Source organism: Rhodococcus sp. HM1 (assembly GCF_023218075.1).
Lineage (GTDB): Bacteria > Actinomycetota > Actinomycetes > Mycobacteriales > Mycobacteriaceae > Rhodococcus.
In genome coordinates this window covers 180,110-204,517 of record NZ_JALPTB010000003.1, presented here as the reverse complement: position 1 = coordinate 204,517, position 24,408 = coordinate 180,110, and the positions used below count along the sequence as shown (strand labels likewise).

Annotated in this window: 19 protein-coding genes and 2 pseudogenes; 6 read left to right on the top strand and 15 right to left on the bottom strand. The window is 71.3% G+C overall.

Annotation, left to right across the window (positions count from 1 at the left end; genetic code table 11):
- Positions 1-85: 85 nt before the first annotated feature.
- The gene (gene mrx1 / locus M1M07_RS03230; RefSeq protein WP_231611136.1) at positions 86-337 is read left to right on the top strand and encodes a mycoredoxin Mrx1; all 252 of its coding nucleotides are present in this window, start codon (positions 86-88) and stop codon (positions 335-337) included.
- A 94-nt stretch (positions 338-431) separates the two neighbouring features.
- Here the strand turns inward: mrx1 and nudC are convergent, their stop codons facing one another.
- Together nudC and M1M07_RS03220 are read right to left on the bottom strand one after the other, a co-directional pair.
- Positions 432-1,331, bottom strand: a complete 900-nt coding sequence (gene nudC / locus M1M07_RS03225; protein ID WP_248673286.1) for an NAD(+) diphosphatase — start codon at positions 1,329-1,331, stop codon at positions 432-434.
- 34 nt (positions 1,332-1,365) lie between these two features.
- Positions 1,366-2,433: a TrkA family potassium uptake protein gene (locus tag M1M07_RS03220; protein WP_248673285.1), complete on the bottom strand. Its 1,068-nt coding sequence runs from the start codon at positions 2,431-2,433 to the stop codon at positions 1,366-1,368.
- A 93-nt stretch (positions 2,434-2,526) separates the two neighbouring features.
- On the opposite strand from M1M07_RS03220, the gene M1M07_RS03215 reads away from it, so the two are divergent.
- Entirely contained in the window at positions 2,527-2,937 is a 411-nt protein-coding gene (locus M1M07_RS03215) for a MauE/DoxX family redox-associated membrane protein (RefSeq protein ID WP_248673284.1), read from the top strand.
- Here M1M07_RS03215 and M1M07_RS03210 read toward each other — a convergent pair.
- From M1M07_RS03210 to M1M07_RS03200, 3 genes and pseudogenes are all read right to left on the bottom strand, one after another.
- On the bottom strand, positions 2,916-3,770 hold the full coding sequence (locus M1M07_RS03210) for an ABC transporter permease (protein ID WP_248673283.1): 855 nt from the start codon (positions 3,768-3,770) through the stop codon (positions 2,916-2,918). The genes M1M07_RS03215 and M1M07_RS03210 overlap by 22 nt on opposite strands.
- 101 nt (positions 3,771-3,871) lie before the next feature.
- A pseudogene (locus tag M1M07_RS03205) lies at positions 3,872-4,528 on the bottom strand (ABC transporter ATP-binding protein); the annotation flags it as partial.
- Positions 4,529-4,576: 48 nt separating this feature from the next.
- Positions 4,577-5,095: an EXLDI protein gene (locus M1M07_RS03200; RefSeq protein WP_248673282.1), complete on the bottom strand. Its 519-nt coding sequence runs from the start codon at positions 5,093-5,095 to the stop codon at positions 4,577-4,579.
- A gap of 155 nt (positions 5,096-5,250) precedes the next feature.
- Here M1M07_RS03200 and M1M07_RS03195 point away from each other — a divergent pair.
- Positions 5,251-5,570 (top strand): annotated as a pseudogene (locus tag M1M07_RS03195) (GNAT family N-acetyltransferase); the annotation flags it as partial.
- Positions 5,571-5,619: 49 nt separating this feature from the next.
- On the opposite strand, the gene M1M07_RS03190 reads toward M1M07_RS03195, so the two are convergent.
- Positions 5,620-9,021 (bottom strand): ATP-dependent helicase, encoded by a 3,402-nt coding sequence (locus M1M07_RS03190; protein ID WP_248673281.1) that lies wholly within the window; start codon positions 9,019-9,021, stop codon positions 5,620-5,622.
- Complete coding sequence (locus M1M07_RS03185; RefSeq protein ID WP_248673280.1) at positions 9,018-12,350, bottom strand: ATP-dependent DNA helicase; 3,333 nt, start codon at positions 12,348-12,350, stop codon at positions 9,018-9,020. The genes M1M07_RS03190 and M1M07_RS03185 overlap by 4 nt, the downstream gene beginning before the upstream one ends.
- Before the next feature lie 101 nt (positions 12,351-12,451).
- Here M1M07_RS03185 and M1M07_RS03180 point away from each other — a divergent pair, with 101 nt between their 5' ends.
- Both M1M07_RS03180 and M1M07_RS03175 read left to right on the top strand, forming a co-directional pair.
- A complete protein-coding gene (locus tag M1M07_RS03180; RefSeq protein WP_197254294.1) occupies positions 12,452-13,249 on the top strand; it encodes an alpha/beta fold hydrolase in 798 nt (265 codons plus the stop codon).
- Entirely contained in the window at positions 13,250-13,546 is a 297-nt protein-coding gene (locus M1M07_RS03175; RefSeq protein WP_197254292.1) for an MGMT family protein, read from the top strand. It abuts the gene before it with no gap.
- Positions 13,547-13,552: 6 nt separating this feature from the next.
- Here the strand turns inward: M1M07_RS03175 and M1M07_RS03170 are convergent, their stop codons facing one another.
- Positions 13,553-14,146: a DedA family protein gene (locus M1M07_RS03170; protein WP_248673300.1), complete on the bottom strand. Its 594-nt coding sequence runs from the start codon at positions 14,144-14,146 to the stop codon at positions 13,553-13,555.
- Positions 14,147-14,249: 103 nt separating this feature from the next.
- Positions 14,250-15,173, bottom strand: coding sequence for a TIGR03564 family F420-dependent LLM class oxidoreductase (locus M1M07_RS03165; RefSeq protein ID WP_248673279.1), 924 nt, complete (start codon positions 15,171-15,173; stop codon positions 14,250-14,252).
- 136 nt (positions 15,174-15,309) lie between these two features.
- Between M1M07_RS03165 and M1M07_RS03160 the strand changes: the two genes are divergently transcribed.
- A complete protein-coding gene (locus M1M07_RS03160; protein WP_248673278.1) occupies positions 15,310-17,052 on the top strand; it encodes an NTP transferase domain-containing protein in 1,743 nt (580 codons plus the stop codon).
- Positions 17,053-17,065: 13 nt separating this feature from the next.
- Here M1M07_RS03160 and M1M07_RS03155 read toward each other — a convergent pair whose 3' ends face one another.
- From M1M07_RS03155 to M1M07_RS03130, 6 genes are all read right to left on the bottom strand, one after another.
- Positions 17,066-17,794 (bottom strand): sirohydrochlorin chelatase, encoded by a 729-nt coding sequence (locus tag M1M07_RS03155; RefSeq protein WP_248673277.1) that lies wholly within the window; start codon positions 17,792-17,794, stop codon positions 17,066-17,068.
- Positions 17,794-18,930 carry a uroporphyrinogen-III synthase gene (locus M1M07_RS03150; protein WP_197252794.1) on the bottom strand — a complete coding sequence of 379 codons (1,137 nt, stop codon included), beginning with the start codon at positions 18,928-18,930 and terminating at the stop codon, positions 17,794-17,796. The genes M1M07_RS03155 and M1M07_RS03150 overlap by 1 nt, the downstream gene beginning before the upstream one ends.
- Positions 18,927-19,352, bottom strand: coding sequence for a nitrite reductase small subunit NirD (gene nirD / locus M1M07_RS03145; RefSeq protein ID WP_197252793.1), 426 nt, complete (start codon positions 19,350-19,352; stop codon positions 18,927-18,929). The genes M1M07_RS03150 and nirD overlap by 4 nt, the downstream gene beginning before the upstream one ends.
- 55 nt (positions 19,353-19,407) lie before the next feature.
- On the bottom strand, positions 19,408-21,921 hold the full coding sequence (gene nirB, locus M1M07_RS03140) for a nitrite reductase large subunit NirB (RefSeq protein WP_248673276.1): 2,514 nt from the start codon (positions 21,919-21,921) through the stop codon (positions 19,408-19,410).
- A gap of 49 nt (positions 21,922-21,970) precedes the next feature.
- Complete coding sequence (locus M1M07_RS03135; protein WP_248673275.1) at positions 21,971-23,422, bottom strand: nitrate/nitrite transporter; 1,452 nt, start codon at positions 23,420-23,422, stop codon at positions 21,971-21,973.
- A gap of 127 nt (positions 23,423-23,549) precedes the next feature.
- Positions 23,550-24,404 carry a TIGR02569 family protein gene (locus M1M07_RS03130; RefSeq protein ID WP_248673274.1) on the bottom strand — a complete coding sequence of 285 codons (855 nt, stop codon included), beginning with the start codon at positions 24,402-24,404 and terminating at the stop codon, positions 23,550-23,552.
- Positions 24,405-24,408: the final 4 nt, after the last annotated feature.

Here is a 24,408-nt window from a genome sequence, read left to right as displayed (position 1 = left end):
CGCGACTCCCTCGACGCCTGTGGCGCAGAACACATTCGGCACCCCGTCGGGAACAGATCCGCCTCGATGTGGTGTTCTCGCCAGCATGACGATCGAAACCCCCGCCCTCACGATGTACTCGACCACCTGGTGTGGCTACTGCCGCCGTCTGAAGACGCAGCTCGATGCGAACGGCATTGCGTACACCGAGATCGACATCGAGGCCGATCCGGCCGCCGCGGAGTTCGTCGGCAGCGTCAACGGGGGCAACCACGTCGTCCCGACCGTGAAGTATGCGGACGGCAGCACCGCCACCAACCCGTCGCTGGTCGAGGTCAAGGCCGTGCTCGGCCTGTAGCTTCTGTTCGTATCCGCTCGGTCGCCAGTCATCCGCCGACGCAATCGTCAGAGTGGACGACTGACGGCCGAGCGGATCCTGTAGGTCGGCGAACTCAGGCGTTCGCCCAGCCTTCGAGCATGCCGCGCGCGATCGAGATCGACCCGGGCAGCAGCAGCGGCGCGTCCTCGGGCGACGCCCAATCCCCGACCTCGAGGGCCGCGTGGACCTGTTCGCGGGTGAACCAGAACGCCTCGGCGATCTCCCCGTCCTGGAACTCGAACGGCTGGTCCGGGTCGGCGACCGCGGCGAACCCGAGCATCACCGACCGCGGGAACGGCCACGGCTGGCTGCCCAGGTAGCGGACGTCACGCACGTCGAGTCCGACCTCTTCTCGGATCTCCCGGACCACGCAGGATTCGAGGGATTCGCCGGCCTCTACGAATCCGGCGAGCACCGAGAAGCGTCGCTCCGGCCAGGTCGGTTGCCGGGCGAGGAGCACGCGGTCGCCGTCGTCGTGCACGAGACAGATGATTGCGGGGTCGGTGCGCGGGAACTCCTCGTGACCGGTGACGGTGCTGATGCGCGACCATCCCGACATCGTCGGTTCGGTCACGGATCCGTCGATCGCGCTGTACCCGGCCTGGTCGTGCCAGTTGAGCAGCGCGACTGCGCTGACCATCAGGTCCGCGTCGGCACTGTCGAGACGCTCCCCCAGCCGACGCAGGTCGGCGACCTTCCCGGTCTGCGCGAGCACGCGGACGGCCCAGATATGCCGGTCCTCGCGCACCCCCAGGAACACCGCGCCCGGTTGCGGTTCGGGCCCGAGTTCGACGGCCTTGCCGAACACGATCTGGTCGCCGTCCACCGGCACCTGACCACGACGGTCGACGCGCAGCAGCCGGGCCTGCGCCCAGCCCGCGCGCAACGCCTCGACGTCGGAGCGCAATTCCTCGGCACGGTCGACGACGGTGCGGGAGAGCAACGGGGTGCCGGACAGTTCGAAACGGGTCACGCCCTGCACCTTATCCGCGCCTCGCGCCGGCGGATCAGCCAGACACCCGGCGGATGTAGAGCAGTTTGTCGTTCGCCTCGACCGCATCGACCTCCGGGGCACCGATGCGCAGCAGGCGCCCGTCGCGGACGACGCCGAGCACGATGTCGGACAGGTGCCGCGGCGATCCGCCGACCTCGCCCGGTTCGACGTCGCGCTCGGCGATCGCGAACCCGGCCTCCGGGGTCAGCAGATCCTCGATCATCTCCACGACATTCGGGGTGGTCGTCGCGATGCCGAGCAACCGTCCCGCGGTTTCCGACGAGATGACCACCGAGTCCGCGCCGGACTGGCGCAGCAGATGGGTGTTCTCGGATTCGCGGATCGCGGCGACGATCTTCGCCTTCGGCGCGATCTCGCGGGCGCTGAGTGTCACCAGCACGGCGGTGTCGTCGCGGTTCGCGGCGACGATGACCGCCGACGCGTGCTGCACCCCGGCCAGGCGCAGCACATCCGACTTCGTCGCCGACCCCTGCACCGTCACCAGCCCCTGCCCGGCCGCCGTCTCCAGCACCACCGGGTCCATGTCGACGACCACGATGTCCGACGGTGAAATGCCGTCACCGAGCATGGCGTCGACAGCAGTACGGCCCTTGGTGCCGTAGCCGATGACGACGGTGTGATTACGCACTTTGCGCCTCCAACGCTGAATCTTGAATGCCTGGCGGGAATTCTCGGTGAGCGCCGACAGGGTCGTACCGACCAGGACGATGAGGAAGAAGATCCGCAGCGGGGTGATCACCAGGACGTTGATCAGCCGCGCTTCCGGTGTGAACGGGGTGACGTCGCCGTATCCGGTCGTGGAGAGCGAGACCGTCGCGTAGTAGATGCAGTCGAGCAGGGACATCTCGTTGTCCTGCACGTCGCGGTACCCGTCGCGGTCGATGTAGACGACGAGAACCGCCAGCGCCAGTGCGGCGAGCGCGTACCCGATCCTCCGGGCGATCGCCACGCCGGGGCTCTGCTGTTCCTGCGGCACACGCAGGACGCCCACCAGCGCGAAATCCGGGCGCTCGGTGAGCTGATCGGAGCGGCTGAACCGCGCGCGCAACCTGCCGGGCATTGCGTGGACTCCACCTCTTCGTCGTCGGTTGCCCGCACCGGAACGTGCAGACATCGCGTCGCAGCCTACGCTCAGAGGGCTACCGTGGCTCACATGTCCACGCAACCGGCCCGCGCGCCCGCCCTGCGGCTCGCCGCGCTGCTGCTCGGCTCCGGAACACTGCACTTCGTTCGCCCGCAACCGTTCGATCGGATCGTGCCCAGGGCGTTGCCGGGCGACGCCCGTGCCTACACCTACGCGTCGGGTGCGGCGGAACTGACCGTCGGTACCGCACTGGTCGTTCCGCGCACGCGCCGGCTCGGGGGTGCCCTCGCCGCGGTGCTGTTCGTCGCGGTGTTTCCCGCCAACATTCAGATGGCCGTGTCGTGGCTGCGCAGCGACCGACTCTTGCCCGCGGCAAAGGCAGCCGCGGTCGCGCGACTGCCCTTGCAGATTCCGTTGGTCACCGAGGCCGTGAAGGTGTGGCGACGCTCGCCCCGCACTCAGACGCGGGGCCGGCGGTAAGCGGCCCGCGCCCACAGCCAGCCGGCGAGGGTCAGGCCCACACACCACGCGACGGCGATCCCGGCGGTCGCCGCCTCCGGGCCGGTGCCGGCGAGGAGTCCACGGACGGTCTCGATGATCGGTGTGAAGGGCTGGTATTCGGCGAACACGCGCACCGCGGTGGGCATGGTCTCGACCGGCACGAACCCACTACCCAGGAACGGCAGGAGCAGCAGGATCATCGGGGTGTTCGACGCCGACTCGACGCTGCGCGCGGCCACGCCCATCGCGACCGACAGCGAGGTGAGCGCGAGCGCGACCAGAGCCAGGAAACCCACCAGCGCAAGCCATTCGGCAGCATCTGCGCCCGGGCGGAATCCCAGGGCGACGGCCACACCGAGCACCGCCGCGATGGCCGCCATGGTTTGCACGACGGCCGCCCCGGCATGGCCGCCGAGTACCGACACGGGTGCGACGGGCATGGTGCGCAACCGCGTGACGATGCCCCCGGTCATGTCCATCGCGACGCCGATCGCGGTGGACTGTGCGACGGCCGCCGCGGTCATCACGAGCATGGTCGGCGTGAGGTACTCGAGGTAGGCGGCGCGACCCCCGGCTCCCGGTGAAACACCTTCGGCGACACCGGCTCCGAAGGCGCCACCGAAGACGTACACGAACAGCAGCAACAGCACGACCGGCATTCCGACGACGGTCACGGTCAGCGACGGGTAGCGGACCATGCGCAGCAGGCCGCGCCTGATCATCGTCACCAGATCGCGGGTGGCGCGGGTCAGGCCGGACGGGCCCGCCGGAACGAGCGCGGGAGCGAATGCGGTGGCGTCGGCGGCGGTCATCACGCCACCTCCTTCGTGTCGGTCGGTGCAGTCAGGGTGAGGAAGACGTCGTCGAGCGAACCGGCGTCGTGAGCGGCCTTGAGTCCGGCCGGGGTGTCGTGGGCGACGAGGCGGCCGCCGTGCAGGACGGCGACGCGGTCGGCGAGATGGTCCGCCTCGTCGAGATATTGGGTGGTCAGCAGTACACTCGTGCCGCCGTCGACCAGGGTCCGCACCTGATCCCAGAGGTCGCGGCGGGCCCGCGGATCCAGGCCCGTGGTGGGTTCGTCGAGGAAGACCACCTGCGGATCGCCGACAAGGGTCATGGCCAGGTCGAGCTTGCGCTGCATGCCGCCGGACAACTGCTGCGCCTGCTTGCGCGCAGCCTCGGCGAGGCCGAATCGGTCGAGCAGATCCGCGATGCGGCTGCGGCTTTCGGATCGGGGCAGGTGGAACAGATCGGCCATGAGCCGCAGATTCTCGGTGGCGGTCAACAGCGGATCGACCGCCGACAGCTGACCGGTCACCCCGATCAGCCTCCGCACGATGTCCGGTTCACGGGCGACGTCGTGGCCCAGAACCCGCGCGGTGCCGCCGTCGGTGGGAAGCAGCGTGGACAGGATCGAGACGGTCGTGGTCTTGCCGGCGCCGTTGGGCCCGAGCAGCGCCGTGACGGTACCGGCCGGCACCGTCAGGTCGAGGCCGTCGAGCACGGTCCGGTCGCCGTACTGTTTGCGGAGCCCGGCGATCTCGATCGCCGGGGCAGGGTGGGTGGACATGAACACTCCTCGCGGTGGGACCGGGTGCCCCCGGCACCGCCGGGAGCGTCAGATGTCGAGGTCCTCGACCTCGGGTTCGGTGGCATTGACCTCCACCAGAGCGGCCAGCTCGGCGGGGACCTCCGCCCGCAGGTCCTCGAAGGTGTCGTAGACCTCGAGGATCGCGGCCGCGGGGGTTTCCCCCCACTGCTGGTCGGTCGCGAAATGCTTGCGCCAGCCGGTCAGCTGGCCGTCCTTGCCGGCGGTGTGCACGAAGCCCTTCGGCCGGGAGACGTGGACGGCGAGTTTGCCGGTGCGCGTTCGATACACGCGGTAGTGCTCGGTCCCGGTGGCGGTGGATCGGTTCCAGTCGGCCAGCAGTACCCCCTGGAACCGCTGCAGTTTCCCGGCGCCGACACCGACCCGGACGGTGATCTCCTCGAAGCCTTCCAGGCGCCCTTCCTCGACCTCGACGAGGCGGTGCAGAGCCTTGGAGATCGCCGCGGAGAGATTGCCCCCGGCGAGTTCCTGGGCGCGCTGGAACACCGGCAGGTCGGCATCGGAGACGTAGATCGTCTTGTTCGGCATGAGGCCATCGTAGCCATGGCACGAGTATACGTATATGTCTACGTATAGCAATACCGCCGGTTTCGGCACATTCACGTCCGACGGAATCGCCGGCCGTCGGTCACCATTCACGTGTGGATCCCGTTTTCGAACGTGCCGACTTCGACGATTCGAGCCTGGCGCTCTTCCTACAGGCGCACTTGGACGACATCGCCCCCACCGCACCGGCGGAAAGTCGGCACGCCCTCGATCTGTCGGAGCTCCGGAACCCGGCCGCATGCGCACCGCTCCCCACCTACGAGGACGAGGAATTGCACGCGCCCTGCTCGAGCACCTGATTCAGGAGGCCGAAGGCCGAGGGGTTACACGGCTCTCGTTGGAGACCGCCTCGATGGAATTCTTCGCACCGGCGCGTCGTCTGTATGCCGGAGCCGGTTTCGTCGAGTGTCCACCGTTCGGCGACTACCTCGACGATCCGAACAGCATCTTCATGACGCTGTCGCTCGCCCGACAATGCCGGCCGGCACGGGCGGAAGCGGACCCTGCTACGAAAGCTCTTGCGGTACTTCGTCTTCGAGTGGCGGATCCGGTTCACCGACCGCCCCGGCCGAGCGGATCAGCTGCTCGAGCTCCCCGGCGCCCGGCAGATCGGCCGGCGCGACCGTGCGGCCGGTGCGCACGTAGTGGAACGCGGCCCGCACCCGCTCGAGCGGCAGCTCGGCGGGCCGGCCGGTGTGCCGCGCGGTACGGGCGGCCATGAGCTGCGCCCACGCGAGCCGGTAGGCGGCGAGCTGCATCGCCACCGACTTCAGCTTCTCGTCGGTCGGCTCGGCACCGGTCTTCCAGTCGATGACGGTCCAGCCGCCGTCGGGATCCTCGAACACCGCGTCGATGCGGCCGCGGATCACGGTGCCGCCGATCGACGTCTCGAACGGCACCTCCACCTCGACCGGGCTGCGCTGCGCCCACGGCGACCGCAGGAACGCCTCCTGCAACCGGTCGAAGTCGGTTTCGTCGCCGTCCTCGTCGTCGGCGCCGGGCAGTTCGTCGAGATCGAGCAACCGCGTCGCGCCGTACCGACGCTCGAGCCACGCGTGGAAGGCGGTGCCGCGGCGGGCCAGCGGGTTGGGACGGAACGGCAGCGGCCGCCGCAGCCGGGCCGCGAGGGCGTCCGGGTCGGTGGCGAGGTCGACGAGCTGACTGACCGACATCTGCGCGGGCAGCACCACCTCGGCGGCGCTCTCGGCGCGGCGTTCCCGTTCGGCGAGCAACGCGTCGACGTCGGCGGCCCACTCGTCGGGATCGTCCTCGAAGCTCGCCGGGGGTGGCGGTTCGGGTGCGTCGAGCGCCGCGAGGACCAGCGCCGCCCCGCGTTCGACGTCGGCCCGGCGGGCACCGAGCGGGTCGCGCGGCCACGGTGCCGTGCGCGGGGTCGCGGTCAGCGGGTTCTCGGTGCCGGCTTCCGGTGCGGGCGCCCAGGTCTCGATCACCCCGAGGTCCGGCTGCGCCTCCACGAGGTCGTGGAGTTCGGTCAGGAACGGCGACGGGCCCTTCGGTTCGCTTCCGGACTCGGCCCAGTGGTGGCCCGAGACGAACAGGGCCCGTTCGGTGCGGGTCAGCGCGACATAGAACAGGCGGCGGTCCTCGTCGAGCTTGCGCTGCTTGAGCGCGTCCTTGTGCGCGGAGATCGTGTTCTCGAGGACCTTGCGGTCGTAGACCTCGTCGAGGTGGAGTTGCGGGACCCCCTCCGTCGCAGTGCCGTCCGCGAAGATCTCGGAGCGGTCGCCGCGCAACTGCGGCGGTAGTTCCGTGACCGAGCCGAGCCACGTCGCCGCCGCGGTCGACGACGGGAAGACCCCGGCGCTGACGTGCGGCACGGCGACGACCTCCCATTCGAGGCCCTTGGCCGAATGCACCGTGAGAACCTGCACGCAGTTCGGGTCGACCTCCACCTCACCGGGTGCGAGGCCCTGCTCGATCTGTTCGGCGGCGGCGAGATAGGCGAGCAGCCCGGGAAGCGTGGCGTTGCCACGTCCGGCGTATCCGGCGACGACGTCGGCGAACGCGTCGAGGTGCTCGCGCCCGGTGACGCTGCCGCGGGTGTCGACACGGGCCTGCGCTTCGATACCGATGCCCAATACCCGTTCGACCTCGGCGACCAGTTCGGTCAGCGGCTGCCCGAGCCGTTCGCGCAGCGACGCCAGTTCCTTCGCGAGCGCGGTGATGCGGGCATACCCGAACTCCGAATAGTTCTGCGCTGCACCGGGATCGGAGATCGCGTCGGCGAGCCCGGCCTGTTCGGCCTGCTCGCCGGGAAGAGCGGCGTCGAGTGCGTCGTCGAGGGCCGCGGTGTCGTCGACCGCCCCGGTCACCGCGTACCGACCGCCGATCGCCAGCTCTCGGGCCCGCTGCCACAGCGCCGTCAGGTCGGCGGCACCGAGCTGCCAGCGGGCACCGGTCAGCACCCGCACCGCGGAGCTGCCGGCCATCGGGTCGGCCGCCAGCCGCAGCATCGCGATGACGTCGGCGACCTCCGGGGTGTGCAGCAGACCCCCGAGGCCGACGACCTCGACGGGAAGCCCCCGGGCCCGCAGCGCCTCCGCGATGGGCGCGGCATCGGCGTTGCGACGGACCAGCACGGCAGCGGTCGGCGGCTTGTCGCGACCGTCCGCGGTGTATTCGGCGGCGATCCGGTCGGCGATCCAGTTCCGTTCGGTCTCGATGTCGGGATGCAGCGCCAGCCGCACGTCACCGGGGTCGGCGCCCGGCCGCGGGCGCAGCGTGCTGACCTCGACGCCGCCGTATCGCAGCGGTTCGGTCACGTGGTTGGCCAGGGCCAGCGCTTCCGCGGGATTGCGCCAGCTGGTGAGCAGTTCGAGGATCGGCGCGGGCCGTCCCTGCACCGGGAAGTCGGCGGTGAACCGCGGCAGGTTGGCGGCGGAGGCACCGCGCCAACCGTAGATGGACTGCATGGGATCGCCGACCGCGGTCACGGCGAGATCCGGATCCTGGCCGCCACCGAACAACGACGACAACAGGATTCGCTGGGCGTGCCCGGTGTCCTGGTACTCGTCGAGCAGCACCACCCGGAATCGTTCGCGTTCGGTGCGGCCCACCTCCGGGTGGTCCTGCGCGACCCTCGCCGCGAGCGACATCTGGCTGCCGAAATCGAGTGCGCCCTCACGCCGCAGCGTCTCCGCAAGCCGCTGCACCAGGGGCAGCAACGCGATCCGGTCGTGCTGGGTCTCGAGGTAGCCGAGCAACGCCTTCGACGGTCCACCGCGCTGCCCCGGCCCCGCCGGCAACGTGTGGATCAGCTTGTCGAGCTCGGTGTGGGCCTCACGCAGGTCGTCGGGTTCGACGAGGTGCTCGGCGAGCTGACCGGACAGCGCGAGCACGGCCTCGGTGACGGCCGCGGGGTTGCGGTCGGTGTCGAGGTCACCGTCCCACGCGCTGACGACCCGATACGCCATCTGCCACAGCTCGGTTTCCGACAGAAGCGTCGCCGACGGCTCGATCGGCAACAGCAACCCGTGCTCCCCGAGCAGGCGTCCCGCGTACGCGTGGTAGGTGCTCACCTCCGGTTCGCTACCGAGAATGCGGCTGCGCAGCTCACCGCTGGGGTCCAGGTCGCGCACCAGCCGCGAGCCGGCGAGTTTCGCGAGGCGCGTGCGGATGCGGGTGGTCAGCTGCTGGGCCGCCTTGCGGGTGAACGTCAGTCCCAGCACCTGTTCGGGGGCGACGAATCCGTTCGCGACCAGCCACACCACGCGCGCAGCCATCGTTTCGGTCTTGCCGGCACCGGCTCCCGCGACCACGAGGGTCGGCCCGCGGTGCGCTTCGATGACCGCGACCTGCTCGTCGGTGGGCGGGAACTTCTGCCCCACCGCGGCGGCCAGTTCGACCGCCCCGACGGTGCGCCCCCGCAGATCCCGAGGCGTGCTCATCCGCCGGTCACCTGCCTGCCTTCGTCGTGCGCGGGGCAGCTCGACATCACCGGGCAGTGCCGGCATCCCTCGTTGACCTGCGCGAGGAACTGCGGGCCGCGGGTGGCCGCCGCGGCCTCGTGGATCACCGTTCGCCAGCGCTCGAGCCCCTCCGCGTCCAGCGGTGGCTGCACCCGCTGGGTGGCCCCCTCCTTGTTGTGCGGCTTGGCCACGAACACCAGCCGCGCGCCGCCGGGTTCGGACGCCGGCTGCCCCTCGATCGCCCCGGCCGCGGCCGCGACCTGATAGGCGGCGAGCTGCGCGTGGTCGCGGGCGGCGTCCTTGGTCACCGGGTTCTTGGCGGTCTTGACGTCGACGACGACGGGCCGTCCGTCCGGGTCGCGTTCGAGGCGGTCGATGCGGCCGCGGAGCCGGACCCGGGGTAGGTCGTCGGACGGCGGTTCGAGGATGCCGTCGACCCCGACCTCGACGCCGACCTCGGTCAGCTCGTCGCGGGTGCCGCGCAGCCACGTCGTGAACGTGTCGAGCATCGTGCGGGTCCGCTCCAGCTCGCGGCGTGCGTACCACTGGGAACCGAGATCGACCGAGTCCCAGGCACGTTCGAGGGCGCGGTCCACCTGGTCGGGTGGGATCCGTCCGGCGAGCGCCTGCACCAGGGTGTGCACGAGCGTTCCCGCGACCGCGTGGCTGTTCTGGCCGTCGGTGCCGCCGTGCCGTTCGAACATCCACCGCAGCGGACACGTCGTGAGCTGCTCGATCGTGGACGGGGACAGCGGAACCGCCTCGGTTTCGGGATCCCACAGCGGCCGGTCGGTACTGGGGTCGGCGGTGCCGTACCAACGATCCGGATGCGCGCCGCGCACCCCCGCCCGGGCGAGCCGGGCCAGTTGTGCCGCGGCCCGTCGTTGCCGTTCCGGGTCGTGCGCGGCGACCACCGGATCGCACACCACGCTGCGCAGTTCGGCGACGAGCGCCGGCAACGCGAGCACCCGGATCCGGGCCTCGTCGGGCAGACCGTCCGGTTCGAGCGCCTCGTCGTCGGTGTCCGTGTCGTCACCGTCCCGGCCGAGCAGTTCGTCGACGAACCGCGACCGCACCAGGTCCGTATCCGCGGACGTCGCGTCGACGGCGGTGACAAGCAGCTGACGGCGGGCGCGGCTGCACGCGACGAGGAACAACCGGCGCTCGTCGGCGAGCAGCGGCGCGGTCCGCGACAGCCGGGTAGTGCCGTCGGCTCCCCCGTCGACCCCGGAGACCGCGTCGAGGAGCGCCTCGATCCCGAGCAGGGTGCCGCGCGCACGCAGGCTCGGCCACAGGCCTTCCTGGACTCCGGCGACCGCGACGACGTCCCATTCGCGGCCGACCGCGGAGTGCGCGCTGACCACCGTGACCGCTTCGGATTCGGCGGTGGCGCGGTTGCGGACCGTGCCCGGGATCTCCTGCTCGCTGAGGTAGTCGACGAAACCGGCGATGTGGGCGCGCGGCAGCCGGTCGACGTAGTCGGCGGCGGCGTCGAACAGCGCGACGATCCCGTCGAGATCCCGGTCGGCCTGCGCCCCGGCCGGTCCACCGCGCGCGGACGCCGCCGCCCAACGGCGTTCGAGGCCGGTGGCCTGCCACGCCTCCCAGAGAACGTCCTCGACACCGCCACCACGATTCATCGCGGCGCGGGCCTTGCCGAGCACCGCGAGCGCGCCCTTCAGCGGCGCCGCTTCGACGTCGGTGAGACCGCGCATCAGGTGCGCGGTGGTCTCGGCGTCCTCCCCGTCGACGAGCAGCGCGCGCAGCAGTTCCGCGGAGTCGCGGTCTCCCCCGGCGGCGAGCTCGACGCGCCGCAGACCCCGGCGCAGTCGCCGCAGGGTCACCGGTTCGGCACCGCCGACGGGACCGGACAGCAACGCCAGTGCTTCCTCGCCGCCGAACCGCCGGCCCGACAGCGCCCGCAGCACCAGCAGCAGGCCGGCGACGCTGTGCTGACGGGCCAGCGGCAGTTCGGAGGCCGCGGTCGTCATGGGGACGCCCGCCGCGAGCAGGGCGCGGCGCAGCGGCGCGAGGACCCGCGGCACCGAGCGCACCACGATGGCCATGCGCGACCAGGGCACCTCGTCGATGAGGTGTGCGCGGCGCAGGGTGTCGGCGATCAGGGCCGCCTCCTTCGCCTGCGTCGACAACACCCGCACCCGGACCCGACCGGCTTCGGCTTCACCGGCGACCGCGGCGGCCCCGCGATGCGGCTGCAGGCCCGGCAGCCGCCGCGCGATCGAATCGCTGACCGCAGCGATGTCGGCGGCCGCGCGATGGTTGGTGGCGAGGACGATGCGCCGCTCGGGATCCGCCTCGGCGAGTTCGGTGAGGAACCTGCTGTCCGCGCCGCGGAAGGTGAACACCATCTGGTCGGGATCGCCCGCCACGGTGGCGGTGCGGGTGCCGACGCCGATGGCCTTGATCAACTGTGCCGACTGCGGATCCAGGTGCTGGGCGTCGTCGACGAGCAGGTGCCGGATGCGGCTGCGCTCGGACGCCAGCAGATCCGGATCGGTGGCGAACGCGGCGAGGGCGGCGCCGACGAGTTCGGCGGCGTCGAGGGCCGGTGCGGTGGCCTCGGGGGCTTCGAGACCGACCGCGCCGCGCAGCAGCATCACCTGCTCGTAGCGTGCCGCGAACAGGCCCGCCGCGACCCATTCGGGCCGGTCGCGTTCCTCGCCGAGCGCGACGAGGTCCTCCGGTCCGAGACCGCGTTCGTTGGCACGCAGCATCAGGTCGCGCAGCTCGACCGCGAAGCCGGTCATCCCGAGCGCGGGCCGCAGCCGCTCGGGCCACATGCCGGCGCCGTCGTCGATGTCGCCGCGCAGCAGCTCGCGCAGCACCGCGTCCTGCTCGGCACCGGTGATCAGCCGTGGCGGCGGATTGCCGTGCCGCGACGCCTGCAGCCGCAGCACCGCGAAGGCGTAGGAGTGCACGGTCCGGACAAGCGGCTCCCGGGTGGCGCGGGCACCGGTGACGGTCCCCTCGCGCAGCAGGCCCGCGGTGATCTCCTCGCGCACCGCGGTCGCGGCGCGGCGCGAATGGGTGAGCACCAGCACCGATTCCGGTTCGGCCCCGGCCGCGATCCGGGAGACCGCCAGGTCGACGAGCAGCGACGTCTTGCCGGTGCCGGGGCCGCCGAGAATCTGCCAGGGGCGCCAGCGCGGCAACGGCGGGGCATCCGCGAACACCTTCCGCACGTCCTCGGGCCATTCGCGGCGCGGGGGCGCCGTGTCCGGTCGCTGCACCAGCCGCGCGGCCGGACGGCGCGGCCGGTCGAGCGTACGGGTGTCGGCGTCGGTCATGTCCGATATCCCATCAGAAGGGTCCGACACGGAACCCGCACGACCCCGGCCCGGCACTCGGACAGCCTCTCGGACAGCACGGCCACGAGCGGACTGCGATAGTGATCGGCGTGAACACGCCTCCGTCACCTCTGCACACCCACCTGTTCGGACCTGCGGACGGCCCGCAGATCCTGGCCCTGCACGGGTTGACCGGGCACGGCCGCCGGTGGGAGAACATCGCAACCCGGTATCTACCGGAGGCCCGGTTCGCCGCGCCGGATCTGCGCGGGCACGGCCGGTCGCCGTGGACGCCGCCGTGGAACTTCGAGACGCACGTACAGGACCTGCTCGGGGTGCTCGACGCGCACACCACCGGACCGGTGCTCGTCGTCGGGCATTCGTTCGGCGGGGCCCTCGCGGTGCATCTCGCGGCCACCGCGCCCGAGCGGGTGCGCGGGCTGCTGCTGCTGGATCCGGCGATCGGCCTGCCGCCCGACCGCATGCAGGAGATCGCGGATCTCACGGTCCGGTACCCCGACTACACCGACGCCGCGGAAGCCCGTTCCGAGAAGGTGCACGGCTCGTGGGGTGACGTCGCCGAGGAACTGCTCGACGCCGAGATCGCGGAACATCTCGTCGAGCTGGAGTCCGGGCGGGTGAACTGGCGCCTGTTCGTGCCGGCGCTGGTGACGTCCTGGAGCGAACTGGCCCGCGACTTCGTGCTCCCGCCCGCGCACCTCCCGACGACCGTGGTGCGTGCGGCGAAGGTCCAGCCGCCGTACGTCACCGACGAATTCCGCGCCGCGCTCGCCGAGCGTCTCGGCGCGAATCTCACCGAACTCGAGATGGACTGCGACCACATGATCGACCAGGCACGGCCCGAGGAGACCGCGGCCCTGATGCGCAGGATGCTGTAGATGGCCGCGACCACCGACGCCCAGATCGAACGGGTCCGGGAACTGGTCGCGTCAATTCCCGCGGGCCGGGTCGCGACGTACGGCGACATCGCCGACGCCGCGGGCCTGTCGAGCCCGCGCACCGTGGGGTGGATCATGCGCACCGACAGCGCCGACCTGCCGTGGCACCGGGTGCTGCCGGCGTCCGGGAAACCCGCCCAGCACCTGGCTCACCGTCAACTCGCGCGGCTCGCCCTCGAAGGCACACCGATCCGCGGGGACCGGGTCGATCTCGCGGCGGCCCGGCACCGGTTCTGAGCCCGTTCACCCATCGGTGCTGCGACTCCGCGCCCGTCGGCGCCGCACCCGTCGGACGACGAGGACGGCGACCGCGACGACGGCCACCACGATCACGATGCGCTGGAAGCCCGCCGCGTACGGCTGGATCCGCGACCAGTTCTGTCCCAGTTCAAACCCGGCCAGCACGAACACCGCGTTCCAGATCGCGCTGCCGGCGGTGGTGAGGACCGCGAACCGCCACACCGGCATCCGGGTGACCCCGGCGGGAATCGACACGAGGCTGCGGAACAGCGGGATCATGCGCCCGAAGAACACCGACTTGCCGCCGTGCCGGTGGAACCAGTCCACCGTCCGGTCGAGATCGGCGACGTCGACCAGCGGCATCCGGTCCACCATCCGGCGGATCCGCTCCTCCCCGACCACGCGTCCAAGCGCGTAGAGGCCCAGCGCGCCGAGCAGGGACCCGAGGGTCGTCCAGATCAGCGCCGACGCCAGCGTGAAACTGCCGAGTCCGGCCGCGAATCCCGCGAGCGGCAGGATCACCTCACTGGGCAGCGGCGGGAAGAAGTTCTCGAGCGCGATCGCCAGGCCTGCGCCGAGACCGCCGAGCCGATCCATCAGCGACAACACCCATCCTGCAAGCCCGTCGGTGGGAACGTTCGGTCCGGGCGGTACGGCGGCGATGACGATCGGGCTCACCACTCCACCCTAGGCAGGCCGGTCAGTCCGGCTCGGCTGCCAGTTCCCGCAGCAGGTCCCGGGTGCGCCGCAACGACGCGCGCGGATCGTCCCCGACCGGGAACGGCGCCGCCCACACGTCGGTCACGCCGGCGGCGACCAGCGACCGCAACTGAGCCCGCACCGACATCTCGTCCCCGACGACCGCGACATCGGCAGGCTGCGATGCGCCTGCGGCCTCGAGGACGCGGCGGTAGGCGGGCACCGCGGCGTAGGAACCGGCGGTCCCGGCGCAGGCGATCCGGGCCTGCGCCACGTCGTCGTGGACCGCGACCGGCAATCCGGCGACGACACGCGGCGCGGGCCGTCCCGCCTGCTGCGCCGCGGCGTGCAGGGCGGGCACGATCCGGGACTCGATCACCGGCGCCGACGCCATCCACAGGATCGTGCCGTCGGCGTGGCTGCCCGCGACCCGCAGCATGCGTGGCGACATGGCCGACAGCAGCACAGGCACCGGATGCGCGACCGGGGTCATGCGCCCAGCGCTGCGCGTCGTCCACTCGGTGCCCCGCACGTCGACGTCGTCACCGCGGAGCAGGGCCGTGACGATGCCCACGTACTCCTCGATGTTCGTGCCGGGCCGGTCGTAGGACAGGCCGTAGACGTCGCGGACCGAGGATTCGTGCGACGGGCCGAGCCCGAGGGTGAGGCCGGGGCGTCCCATCGCCTCGGCGGTCGCGGCCACCCGATTGGCCTGCAGCAGCGGGTGGCACGGGTAGGTCTGCAGCACTGCCGTACCCAGTTCGATGGCGGTCGTGGCCCGCCCCGCGACCGCCATCGCGGCCAGCGGATCGCCGAGCACACCACTGGCGAACCACAGCGACGCGAATCCGTCCGCTTCCGCCTGCTGCGCCTGCCGGACCACCTTGTCGGTCGACGTGGCGCCGCCTGTCAATCCGATTCGCATGCAATTCCTTTCGCCGACTTCGAGGAATACACGAAAATCCCCGCGGACGGCACCCGTTCTCACCCGCACGCACCAGTGGCCGCCGACACACCGGTCGCCCGCACCGGTCCCGGCGCGGTGCGGCAGCATGGTCGTCATGACCACGTTGAGCGGTTCCGAAGCCGTCGTCGTCGCGGGCGGACGAGCGACCCGGATGGGTGGCGTCGACAAACCGGCACTGGTCGTGCACGGCCGGCGCATGCTCGACAGCGCCCTCACCGCGGTCTCGGCCTGCCGGCGCGTCACCGTCGTCGGGCCGCACCGCGACGACCTCGCCCCCGCGATCGGCCAAGTCCAGGAGACCCCCGCCGGCGGCGGTCCGGTGGCCGCGATCGCCGCCGCCCCGATCCCCCGCGACGCACCCGTCCTGACGCTCGCGTCCGATCTGCCGTTCGTCACCGCGGACACGCTGATCGCCTTGCTCGACGCGCTGAGCGCCGATCCGGACGCGGACGCCGCGTTCGCCGTCGACGGGGACGGCCGCATCCAGTTCCTGCTCGCGGCCTGGCGCGGCGCCGCGCTCGCCACGCGCCTCGACGACCTCGGCGGGGAGGTCGCGAACCAGCCGATGAAGGCGCTGCTGCCGGACCGGTACGTGACGGTCCCCGTGTCCGGCACCGCGGACTGCGACACTCCCGAGGATCTGCACCGCGCCCGCTCCGGCCGGCCCGGAACCGTCGCCGCGAACCCGGACCGTGCACGCGAGCTCGTGCGAAATGTCATGCAGCCGTTGCCCGTTCGAAAACTGCCGGTACGCGAGTCGCTCGGCGCGACCCTCTCGGCACCGCTGGTCGCGGCGGAGGCCCTGCCGCCCGTGGCGGTGTCCGCGATGGACGGATACGCGGTCGCGGGCGACGAACCGTGGACGCTGCGCAGCGAGATCCGGCGCGCGGGCTCGGACAGCGGGTTCACCCTCACCGCCGGGCAGGCCGCGCGCATCGCGACCGGTGCGCATCTGCCGCCCGGCGCGACCGCGGTCGTGCGCGACGAACACGTCGACGTCGGCGAAGGCGGGATGCTCCGCCGCCGCCCGGATGCCCCCGTCCGCGACGACACCCGCCGGCGCGGCGAGGACTGGCAGCCCGGATTCGCTCTCGCGCAACCGGGTACGGGGATCGATCCGGCGGTCGTGTCGGCCGCACTGAGCGGCGAGGTCACCGACGTCGAGGCACGCGGACCGGTGCGGGTGCACGTCGTCGTCAGCGGCGACGAGATCCGGCGCGACGGTCCGCTGCGCGCGGGCCAGACCCGCGACTCGCTCGGGCCGGTCCTCGCGCAGTTCGTCCGGTGGTGCGGCGCCGACGCGGTGAGCGAGGCGCACCTGCGCGACACCGAGGACGGGTTCGACCGGTTGCTGCACGAAACCACGGACGTCGACGCGATCGTCGTGGTCGGCGCCACCGGCGGGGGCGCCGCCGATCAGTTACGCGGTGCGCTGACCCGCGCCGGCGCACACATCGCCGTCGAACGTGTCCGGTGCAAGCCGGGCGGTTCCCAGGTCGCTGCGGCGCTGCCGGACGGCCGAGCGGTGCTGGGCCTGCCCGGCAACCCGGTCGCGGCGATCGCCACGTTGCTGGTCATGCTGCCCGCGGTGATCGACGGTCGCACCTGCCGGACCCCGGCCGTGCCGTGGACGGCCCCACTGGCGAACGCCTCGGAGGTGGTCGGAGACGTGACCCGACTGCTGCCCGCGCGCCGACTTCCCGACGGAACATGGCTGTGCGACAACGCGATCCGGACAGCGCACCTCGCCGGGTTGATCGACCGGCAGGCGATCGCGCTGGTTCCACCGGGCGCGGCCGACGGCGATCTCGTCGAGATCGTGCCGCTGCCCCGGTGATTGCCGGTGTGCACTAGTGGCGGTTGGGACCGCCATAAAGAGACACCGGGGCCGCAGGCCCACCGACGAGCCGCGCGCCCTCGTGGTAGCGCTGCGCGAGGAGATCGACGATCGAATCGGTGACGCCGAGCGGCGCGGCGACCCCGTCGGCACCCGCGTCGGCGAGCCGGGAATGGAACAGACCGGGCGCGAGCAGATACGAGGCGATGAACACCCTGCGCGCCCCCTGCGCGCGCAGGGTGTCGACCACCTCGGGGACCCGGGGTGAACCGGTGGCGACATATGCGATGCGCACGGTGGTGCGGACCAGCGAGGACAGCATGCGGGCGGCGCTGCGCACGTCGCGCAGCGCACGCGGATCGGACGATCCGGCGGCGGCGAGGACCACTGCGTCCCCGGGGCGCCATCCGGCGGCCTCGAGCCGCTGCACGAGCACCTGAGCAAGGATCGGGTCGGGGCCGAGGGCTCCGGTCACCGACACCGCGGTGTGCCCGCTCGCCGCGACCTCCTGCGGCACGTCGCTGTGCACGTGGTAGCCGGACGCGAGGAACGCCGGCACCAGCACCGTGGGGCGGGACGAGTCGCGCAGGACCTCCGCCGGCGACGGACCGAGCACGTCCACGAACGCGACGCGGGTGGAGCCGACCCGCCCGGCGACGGCGTCGGCGAGCGAGGCGATCATGTCGACACCGCGCGGATTGCGGGTGCCGTGGGCGACGAGCAGCAACTGGGGTCGAGTCATCAGCGCATATCCTCCGGGTCGACGGCGAGGCGGTAACCCCGCTTGACGACGGTCTGCACGATCGCAGGCGCGCCGAGCGACGACCGCAGTCGTGCCACGGCGGTCTCGACCGCGTGGGTGTCTCCCCCACCGCCGGGAAGAGCGGCGAGCAGCTCCTCGCGCGCGACGACCCGTCCGGGACGGGACGCGAGCGTGCGGAGCAGGGCCATTCCGGCCGGGGCGAGGCAGCGCTTCTCCTCGTCGACGATGACGCAGCGTCCGCGCATACCCAGGACGTGCCCGCCGGCTTCGATGCGGACCGCCCGGCGGGGTAGTTCTTCGGCGAGGTGCCGGGCCAGGGAACCGAGCCGGGCCCGGGCCGGCATGGTGACCGGCACGTCGAGTGCGGCGAGCGGCGCGGCCGTGACGGGGCCGACGCACACGGCGGTGACGCCGCTGCGCATCGCGCGCAGCACCAGTTCGAGCATCCCGGTCTGCTTGGCCCGCATCAGCAGGGACGCCACAGCCGGTGCGCTGGTGAAGCTGACCGCGTCGAGCCCGTAGTCGGCGATCTGTTCGATGAGCCGGTCCAGCGCGGTCGGATCCTCCGGCGGGGTCCACCGGTAGACCGGGACGGCGACGACCTCGGCACCGGCCGCGCGCAGTTCCTCGCACAGGTCGGCGCCGGGTTCCCATTCGGTGCGCTCGCCGTGCAGCTGCACCGCGATGCGCTGCCCCTCGACGCCCTCGGCGAGCAGGTGGGCGAGCACCTCGGCCGACGATTCCGATGCCGGGGACCACTCCTCCCGCAGCTCGGCGGCGCGGATCGCGCCGGTCACCTTCGGGCCGCGCGCCAGAATCCGGCTGCCGCCGAGGGCCTCGGTGAGATCCTCGGACAGGCCCCAGCCCTCCGCCGCACCGATCCAGCCCCGGAATCCGATCGCCGTGGTGGCGACCGTGATGTCCGGCGGGTTCGCGATGATGTCGCGGGTGACCCGTTCGAGCTCGGTGTCGTCGGACAGCGGGATGATGCGGATCGCCGGGGCGAGGACGACCTCCGCGCCGCGGCGGGTGAGCAGCGTCGTGAACTCCTCCGCGCGGCGCGACGCGGTCACCCCGATGGTGAATCCCCGCAACGGCTCGGTGCCGTCGCTCACGAAAGCTCGCCGGCGTCGGCGGCGCCCGTCATCCGCTTGCTGTGGATCTGCACCACGCCGGCCCAGACGCGCACGTCGTACACCGGCAGCGACACCTCGGGGTCGTCGAGGCAGCGACCGTCGTTGAGCGAGAACACCTGCTTGAGCAGCGGGGAGGCCACGGTCGGCTCGCCCGCCCGGTCCCCGACGAGTCCGCGCGACATCACCGCGGCGCGGGCGTACGGATCGATGTTGCCGACGGCACGCAGCGTGCCGTCGTCGAGCAGGAACAGCGCCACCTGCTCGCCCCCGCGCAGCAGTACCGCGACTCCACAGCCGGGTACCAGCCGGCTGAGCGGGCACGCAGACGTCCATTCCAAGCGGCCGTCGAACACGCTCTGGCGCGTCGTTCCCGCTGCGCCATGCATCTCGATGACGGTCATAGGTCCTCCCTCGAAAGTACTGACGAAATCATCCGGGTCCGGTGTTTCGGGCGAGTTACCCGGAGATTCCCGGCCGGTAAGCGGGCATCCCGACCAGGACGGGAACCTTCCGCTTCCCGGTCTCGTCGAATTGAACGGTCGGGTCGGCCTCGTCGGGTGCGTTGACGAACGAGACGAACCGGGCGAGCTTCTCCGGGTCCTCGAGCACGCCGGCCCACTCGTCGCGGTAGCCCTCGACGTGCTTGGCCATCGCGGCCTCGAGTTCGGCGGCGATACCGAGGCTGTCCTCGCACACGACCTCACGGAGGTGGTCGAGACCGCCCTCCATCGCCTCCAGCCACGGCGCGGTGCGCTGCAGCCGGTCCGCGGTGCGGATGTAGAACATCAGGAACCGGTCGATGTACTTGACGAGGGTGTCGTCGTCGAGACCCCCGGCGAGCAACTGCGCGTGCTTGGGCGACTGGCCGCCGTTGCCGCACACGTACAGGTTCCAGCCGCTCTCGGTGGCGATGACACCGACGTCCTTGCCGCGGGCCTCCGCGCATTCGCGGGCGCACCCGGAGACACCGAACTTGAGCTTGTGCGGTGAACGCAGACCGCGGTAGCGCAGCTCCAGGTCGACGGCCATCCCGACGGAGTCCTGCACGCCGTACCGGCACCACGTCGAACCGACGCAGCTCTTCACGGTCCGCAGCGACTTGCCGTAGGCCTGACCCGACTCCATGCCGGCGTCGACGAGCCGCTTCCAGATCAGCGGCAGCTGCTCGACGCGCGCACCGAACAGGTCGATCCGCTGGCCGCCGGTCATCTTCACGTAGAGCCCGAAGTCGCGGGCCACCTCGCCGATCACGATCAGCTGTTCCGGGGTGCACTCGCCGCCCGGCATGCGCGGCACCACCGAGTAGGTGCCGTTCTTCTGGATGTTCGCGAGGAAGTGGTCGTTGGTGTCCTGCAGACCGGCCTGCTTCGGGTGCAGAATGTGGTCCGAGTCGGTGGAGGCGAGGATCGAGGCGACCACCGGCTTGCAGATGTCGCACCCGGAGCCCTTGCCGTACCTGGCGATCAGCGCGGAGAACGTGCGGATTCCGGTGGCCTGGACGATCTCGAACAGCTCGGCGCGGGACTGCTCGAAGTGTTCGCACAGCGCCTTGCTGAGCTCCACCCCGGACGACGCGAGCAGCTGCTTGATGGTCGGCAGGCAGCCACCGCAGGTGGTACCGGCGTTCGTGCACGCCTTGACCTGCGCGATGTCGCAGGCGCCCTCCGAGATCGCGCCGCAGATCGTGCCCTTCGTGACGCCGTTGCACGAGCAGACCTCGGCGTCGTCCGGCAACGAGCCGGCGCCGGGCTTCTCACCGGCCGGGGAGATCAGGGCCGCGGGGTCGCCGGGCAGCTCCCGCCCGACGAGCGGCCGCAGCGACCCGTACGCCGAGGCGTCGCCGACGAGGATGCCCCCGAGCAGGATCTTCGCGTCGTCCGAGACGACGAGCTTGGCGTAGGTGCCCTTCGCGGCGTCGGACAGCACCACCTCGAGCGCACCCGGGGTGGTCGCGTGGGCGTCGCCGAAGCTGGCGACATCGACGCCGAGCAGCTTGAGCTTCGTGGACAGGTCGGCGCCGGGGAACTCGGCGTCGCCGCCGAGCAGACGGTCGGCGACGACCTCGGCGGTGCTGTAGCCGGGGGCGACGAGGCCGTAGCAGGTGCCTTCGACGGCCGCGCACTCGCCGACCGCGTACACCGACTCGTCGGTGACGCTGCGGCAGCCGATGTCGGTGAGGATGCCGCCGCGTGCGCCGACCTCGAGGCCGGTGTCGCGGGCGAGCGCATCCTGCGGGCGGACACCGGCCGAGAACACCAGCACCGAAGCGTCGATGACGGAACCGTCGGACAGTTCGACCTTCAGCCCTGCGGGACCTTCGGTGATCGCCGAGGTACCGACCCCGGTGTGCACGGTCAGGCCCAGGTCGGTCACGAGCCGGGCCAGCACGTTGCCGCCGCCCTCGTCGACCTGCAGCGGCATCAGCCGGGGCGCGAACTCGACGACGTGCGGCGTCATGCCCATCAGCTTCAGGGCGTTGGCGGCCTCGAGGCCGAGCAGGCCACCGCCGACCACCACACCCACGGCACCGGGTCCGGCGGCGTCGGCCGCGGCCCGGATGCCGTCGAGGTCGTCGAGGGTGCGGTAGACGAACGTGCCGGGCAGGTCCTTGCCGGGGATCGGCGGCACGAACGGATACGAACCGGTGGCCATGACCAGCGCGTCGTACCCGATCACCTCGCCGCCGTCGGTGGTGACGGTGCGCGCGGCGCGGTCGATCGCCGCGGCGCGCGTGCCGAGCTTCAGGTCGACGAGGTCGTCACCGTCGTAGGTGTTGCCGGCGAGCGCGAGTTCCTTCGCATCCCACGAGCCGACGTAGGAGGACAGACCGACGCGGTCGTAGGCAGGCTGCGTCTCCTCGCTCAACACCGTCACCGACCAGGTGTCGTGCTCGTCGCGGGCACGCAGCGCTTCGACGAAGCGGTGTCCGACCATTCCGTGTCCGACGACGACAACGTTCTTGCGGCTCATGGGATTTCGCTTTCTCTCGTGCAGGGTGGATCAGTGCCGGGGTACGGCGTCAGACGACCGGGACGGACGGACGGTCCGCTTCGGCGGTCTCGGTGACGGCCGCCGTGCGGGGGGTGCGGAGGAAGACCAGCCAGGTGACGGCGATGCACACCAGGTAGAAGGCCCCGAAGACCCAGAAGGCCATCGTCGCGGACTTCGCCTCGCCGGCGTAGGAGGCGCGGAGCACCAGGTTGATGCCGACGCCGCCGAGCCCGCCGATCGCGCCGGCGAAGCCGATGAGCGCGCCGGACATGGTGCGCGACCAGACGGCCTTGGCTGCGCGGTCGAGGTGGTCGAGGCTCTGCGCCTTGGCTTCGAAGATCGACGGGATCATCTTGTACACCGAGCCGTTGCCGATACCCGACAGCAGGAACAGTGCGATGAAGCCGAGGACGTAGGCGGTCATGATGCCGCCGGTGGGGGCGCCCGCCGACGCGTCGTCGAGGACACCGGCGACGATCAGGACACCGGCCGCCAAAGCCATCGCGGCGAAGGTGACCATCGTGATGCGGCCGCCGCCGATGCGGTCTGCGAGCTTGCCGCCGTAGGGACGGGAGATCGAACCGAGCAGCGGGCCGATGAACGCGATCTGCGCGGCGTGCAGTGCCGCCTGGGCGGGCGTGTCACCACCGGCGAGGAAGTTGATCTGCAGGACCTGGCCGAACGCGAAGCTGAAGCCGATGAACGAGCCGAACGTGCCGATGTAGAGGAAGGACACGATCCACGAGTCGCGGAACTTCAGGGCCTCGCCCATCGCCCGCAGGTCCGCCTTCTGGCCGCCGAGGTTGTCCATGAACAACGCCGCTCCGACCGCCGCGACACCGCACGCCACCAGGTAGACGGCGCACACGATCCACGGTTCGGTGTTGCCGACGGTGGCGATGACGAGCAGACCGATGAGCTGGACGACCGGCACACCGATGTTGCCGCCGCCGGCGTTGAGTCCGAGCGCCCAGCCCTTCAGTCGCTGCGGGTAGAACGCGTTGATGTTGGTCATCGACGAGGCGAAGTTGCCGCCGCCGACACCGGCGATCGCGGCGACCAGCATGAACGTGGTGTACGAGTAGCCGGGGTTGAGCATCAGGTAGAGCGTTGCCAGCAGCGGCACGAACAGCACCAGCGCGCTGAAGATCGTCCAGTTGCGGCCACCGAAACGCGCCGTCGCGACGGTGTAGGGAATGCGCAGGAGCGAGCCGACCAGTGTCGGCACCGCCACCAGGAAGAACTTGCCGGCGGCGTCGATGCCGTAGACGTCGGTGGGCATGAACAGGACCATGACCGACCAGATGGACCACACCGAGAAACCGACGTGCTCGGCGATGACGGACCAGATCAGGTTCCGCTTCGCGATGTCCTTGTTACCGGACTCCCACGCCTCGACGTCTTCGGCGTCCCAGTGCTCGATGTTGTGCTTCCGCGCGAATTTCGCTCGCAGCGTTTCGTTTTCGATAGTCGCAGCCACCCCGCCCCACCTCTCTCGGATTCGTGATGAACCCAAGGTAGGAAGTGGGTGTTGCCGCGGTGCTGCCCGCGGTGACCTCCGCGTCAAGAGTTTCTCACTCACGCGCAGGCCACCCTGTGAGGGCGAACTACAGCAACAGCCGCACCAGATCGGAGGTGTGCGCCAGACCGGGGAACGCCTCCTCGGTCGACCGCGGATGCAGCGCGTGCACGGCCAACCGGAACATCACGGCACGCAACAGCATCTGGGGCCACTCGGGCAGATCGTCCCAGCGGGCGATCAGCGCGTCGTCGGCGCCACCCCAGGACAGCGCGTCGACGACGGCCACGGCCGCCGCCCACGACGCGGGCCGCCAGTACGGCGTGATGTCGGTCAGCCCGGGAGCGGCCCGGCCCGCGAACAGGACGGTCCCGAACAGATCGCCGTGCACGAGCTGGTCCGGCAGATGGACGGGTTTACGGAAGGTCGCGAGCTGATTGATGAGATCCAGGCTCTTGCGTCCGTCCGGTGTGGTGGTCTCCGGCGCACCGGCCGCCCGCGCCGAACGCATCGGCACGGTCTCCCAGGCTGCCCGGTCGGCGGCGACGAACACGTCGACGTCGGCCCACGGCGCGACCGGCGGCTGCATCAGGAACCGGGGACGCTCGAGTTGCGCGGTCGCGGCGTGCAGACGCAACGACAGCGACACCACCTCGTCGTGGCGCGGTTCCGAGGTGCCGACGATGTAGGTGTCGGCGCGCCACCCGGACACGACGTATCGGCCGTCCGTGGAACGGACCGGGCGGGCCAGACGCAGCCCGTCGACGCTGAGTGTCTCGCGGACCTTCGCCGACCACGCCGCGCGGGCGTGATCGGCCACCGGAGAGAGCACCACGTCTCCACATCGCCAGCCGCCGTCCCAGTCCGAGCCGAGCGGTACCGGTTCGACGTCGCGGAGGCCGAACGTGGAGCGCACGTGCTGCGGGGGTTCGAGTGAGCTCACGACG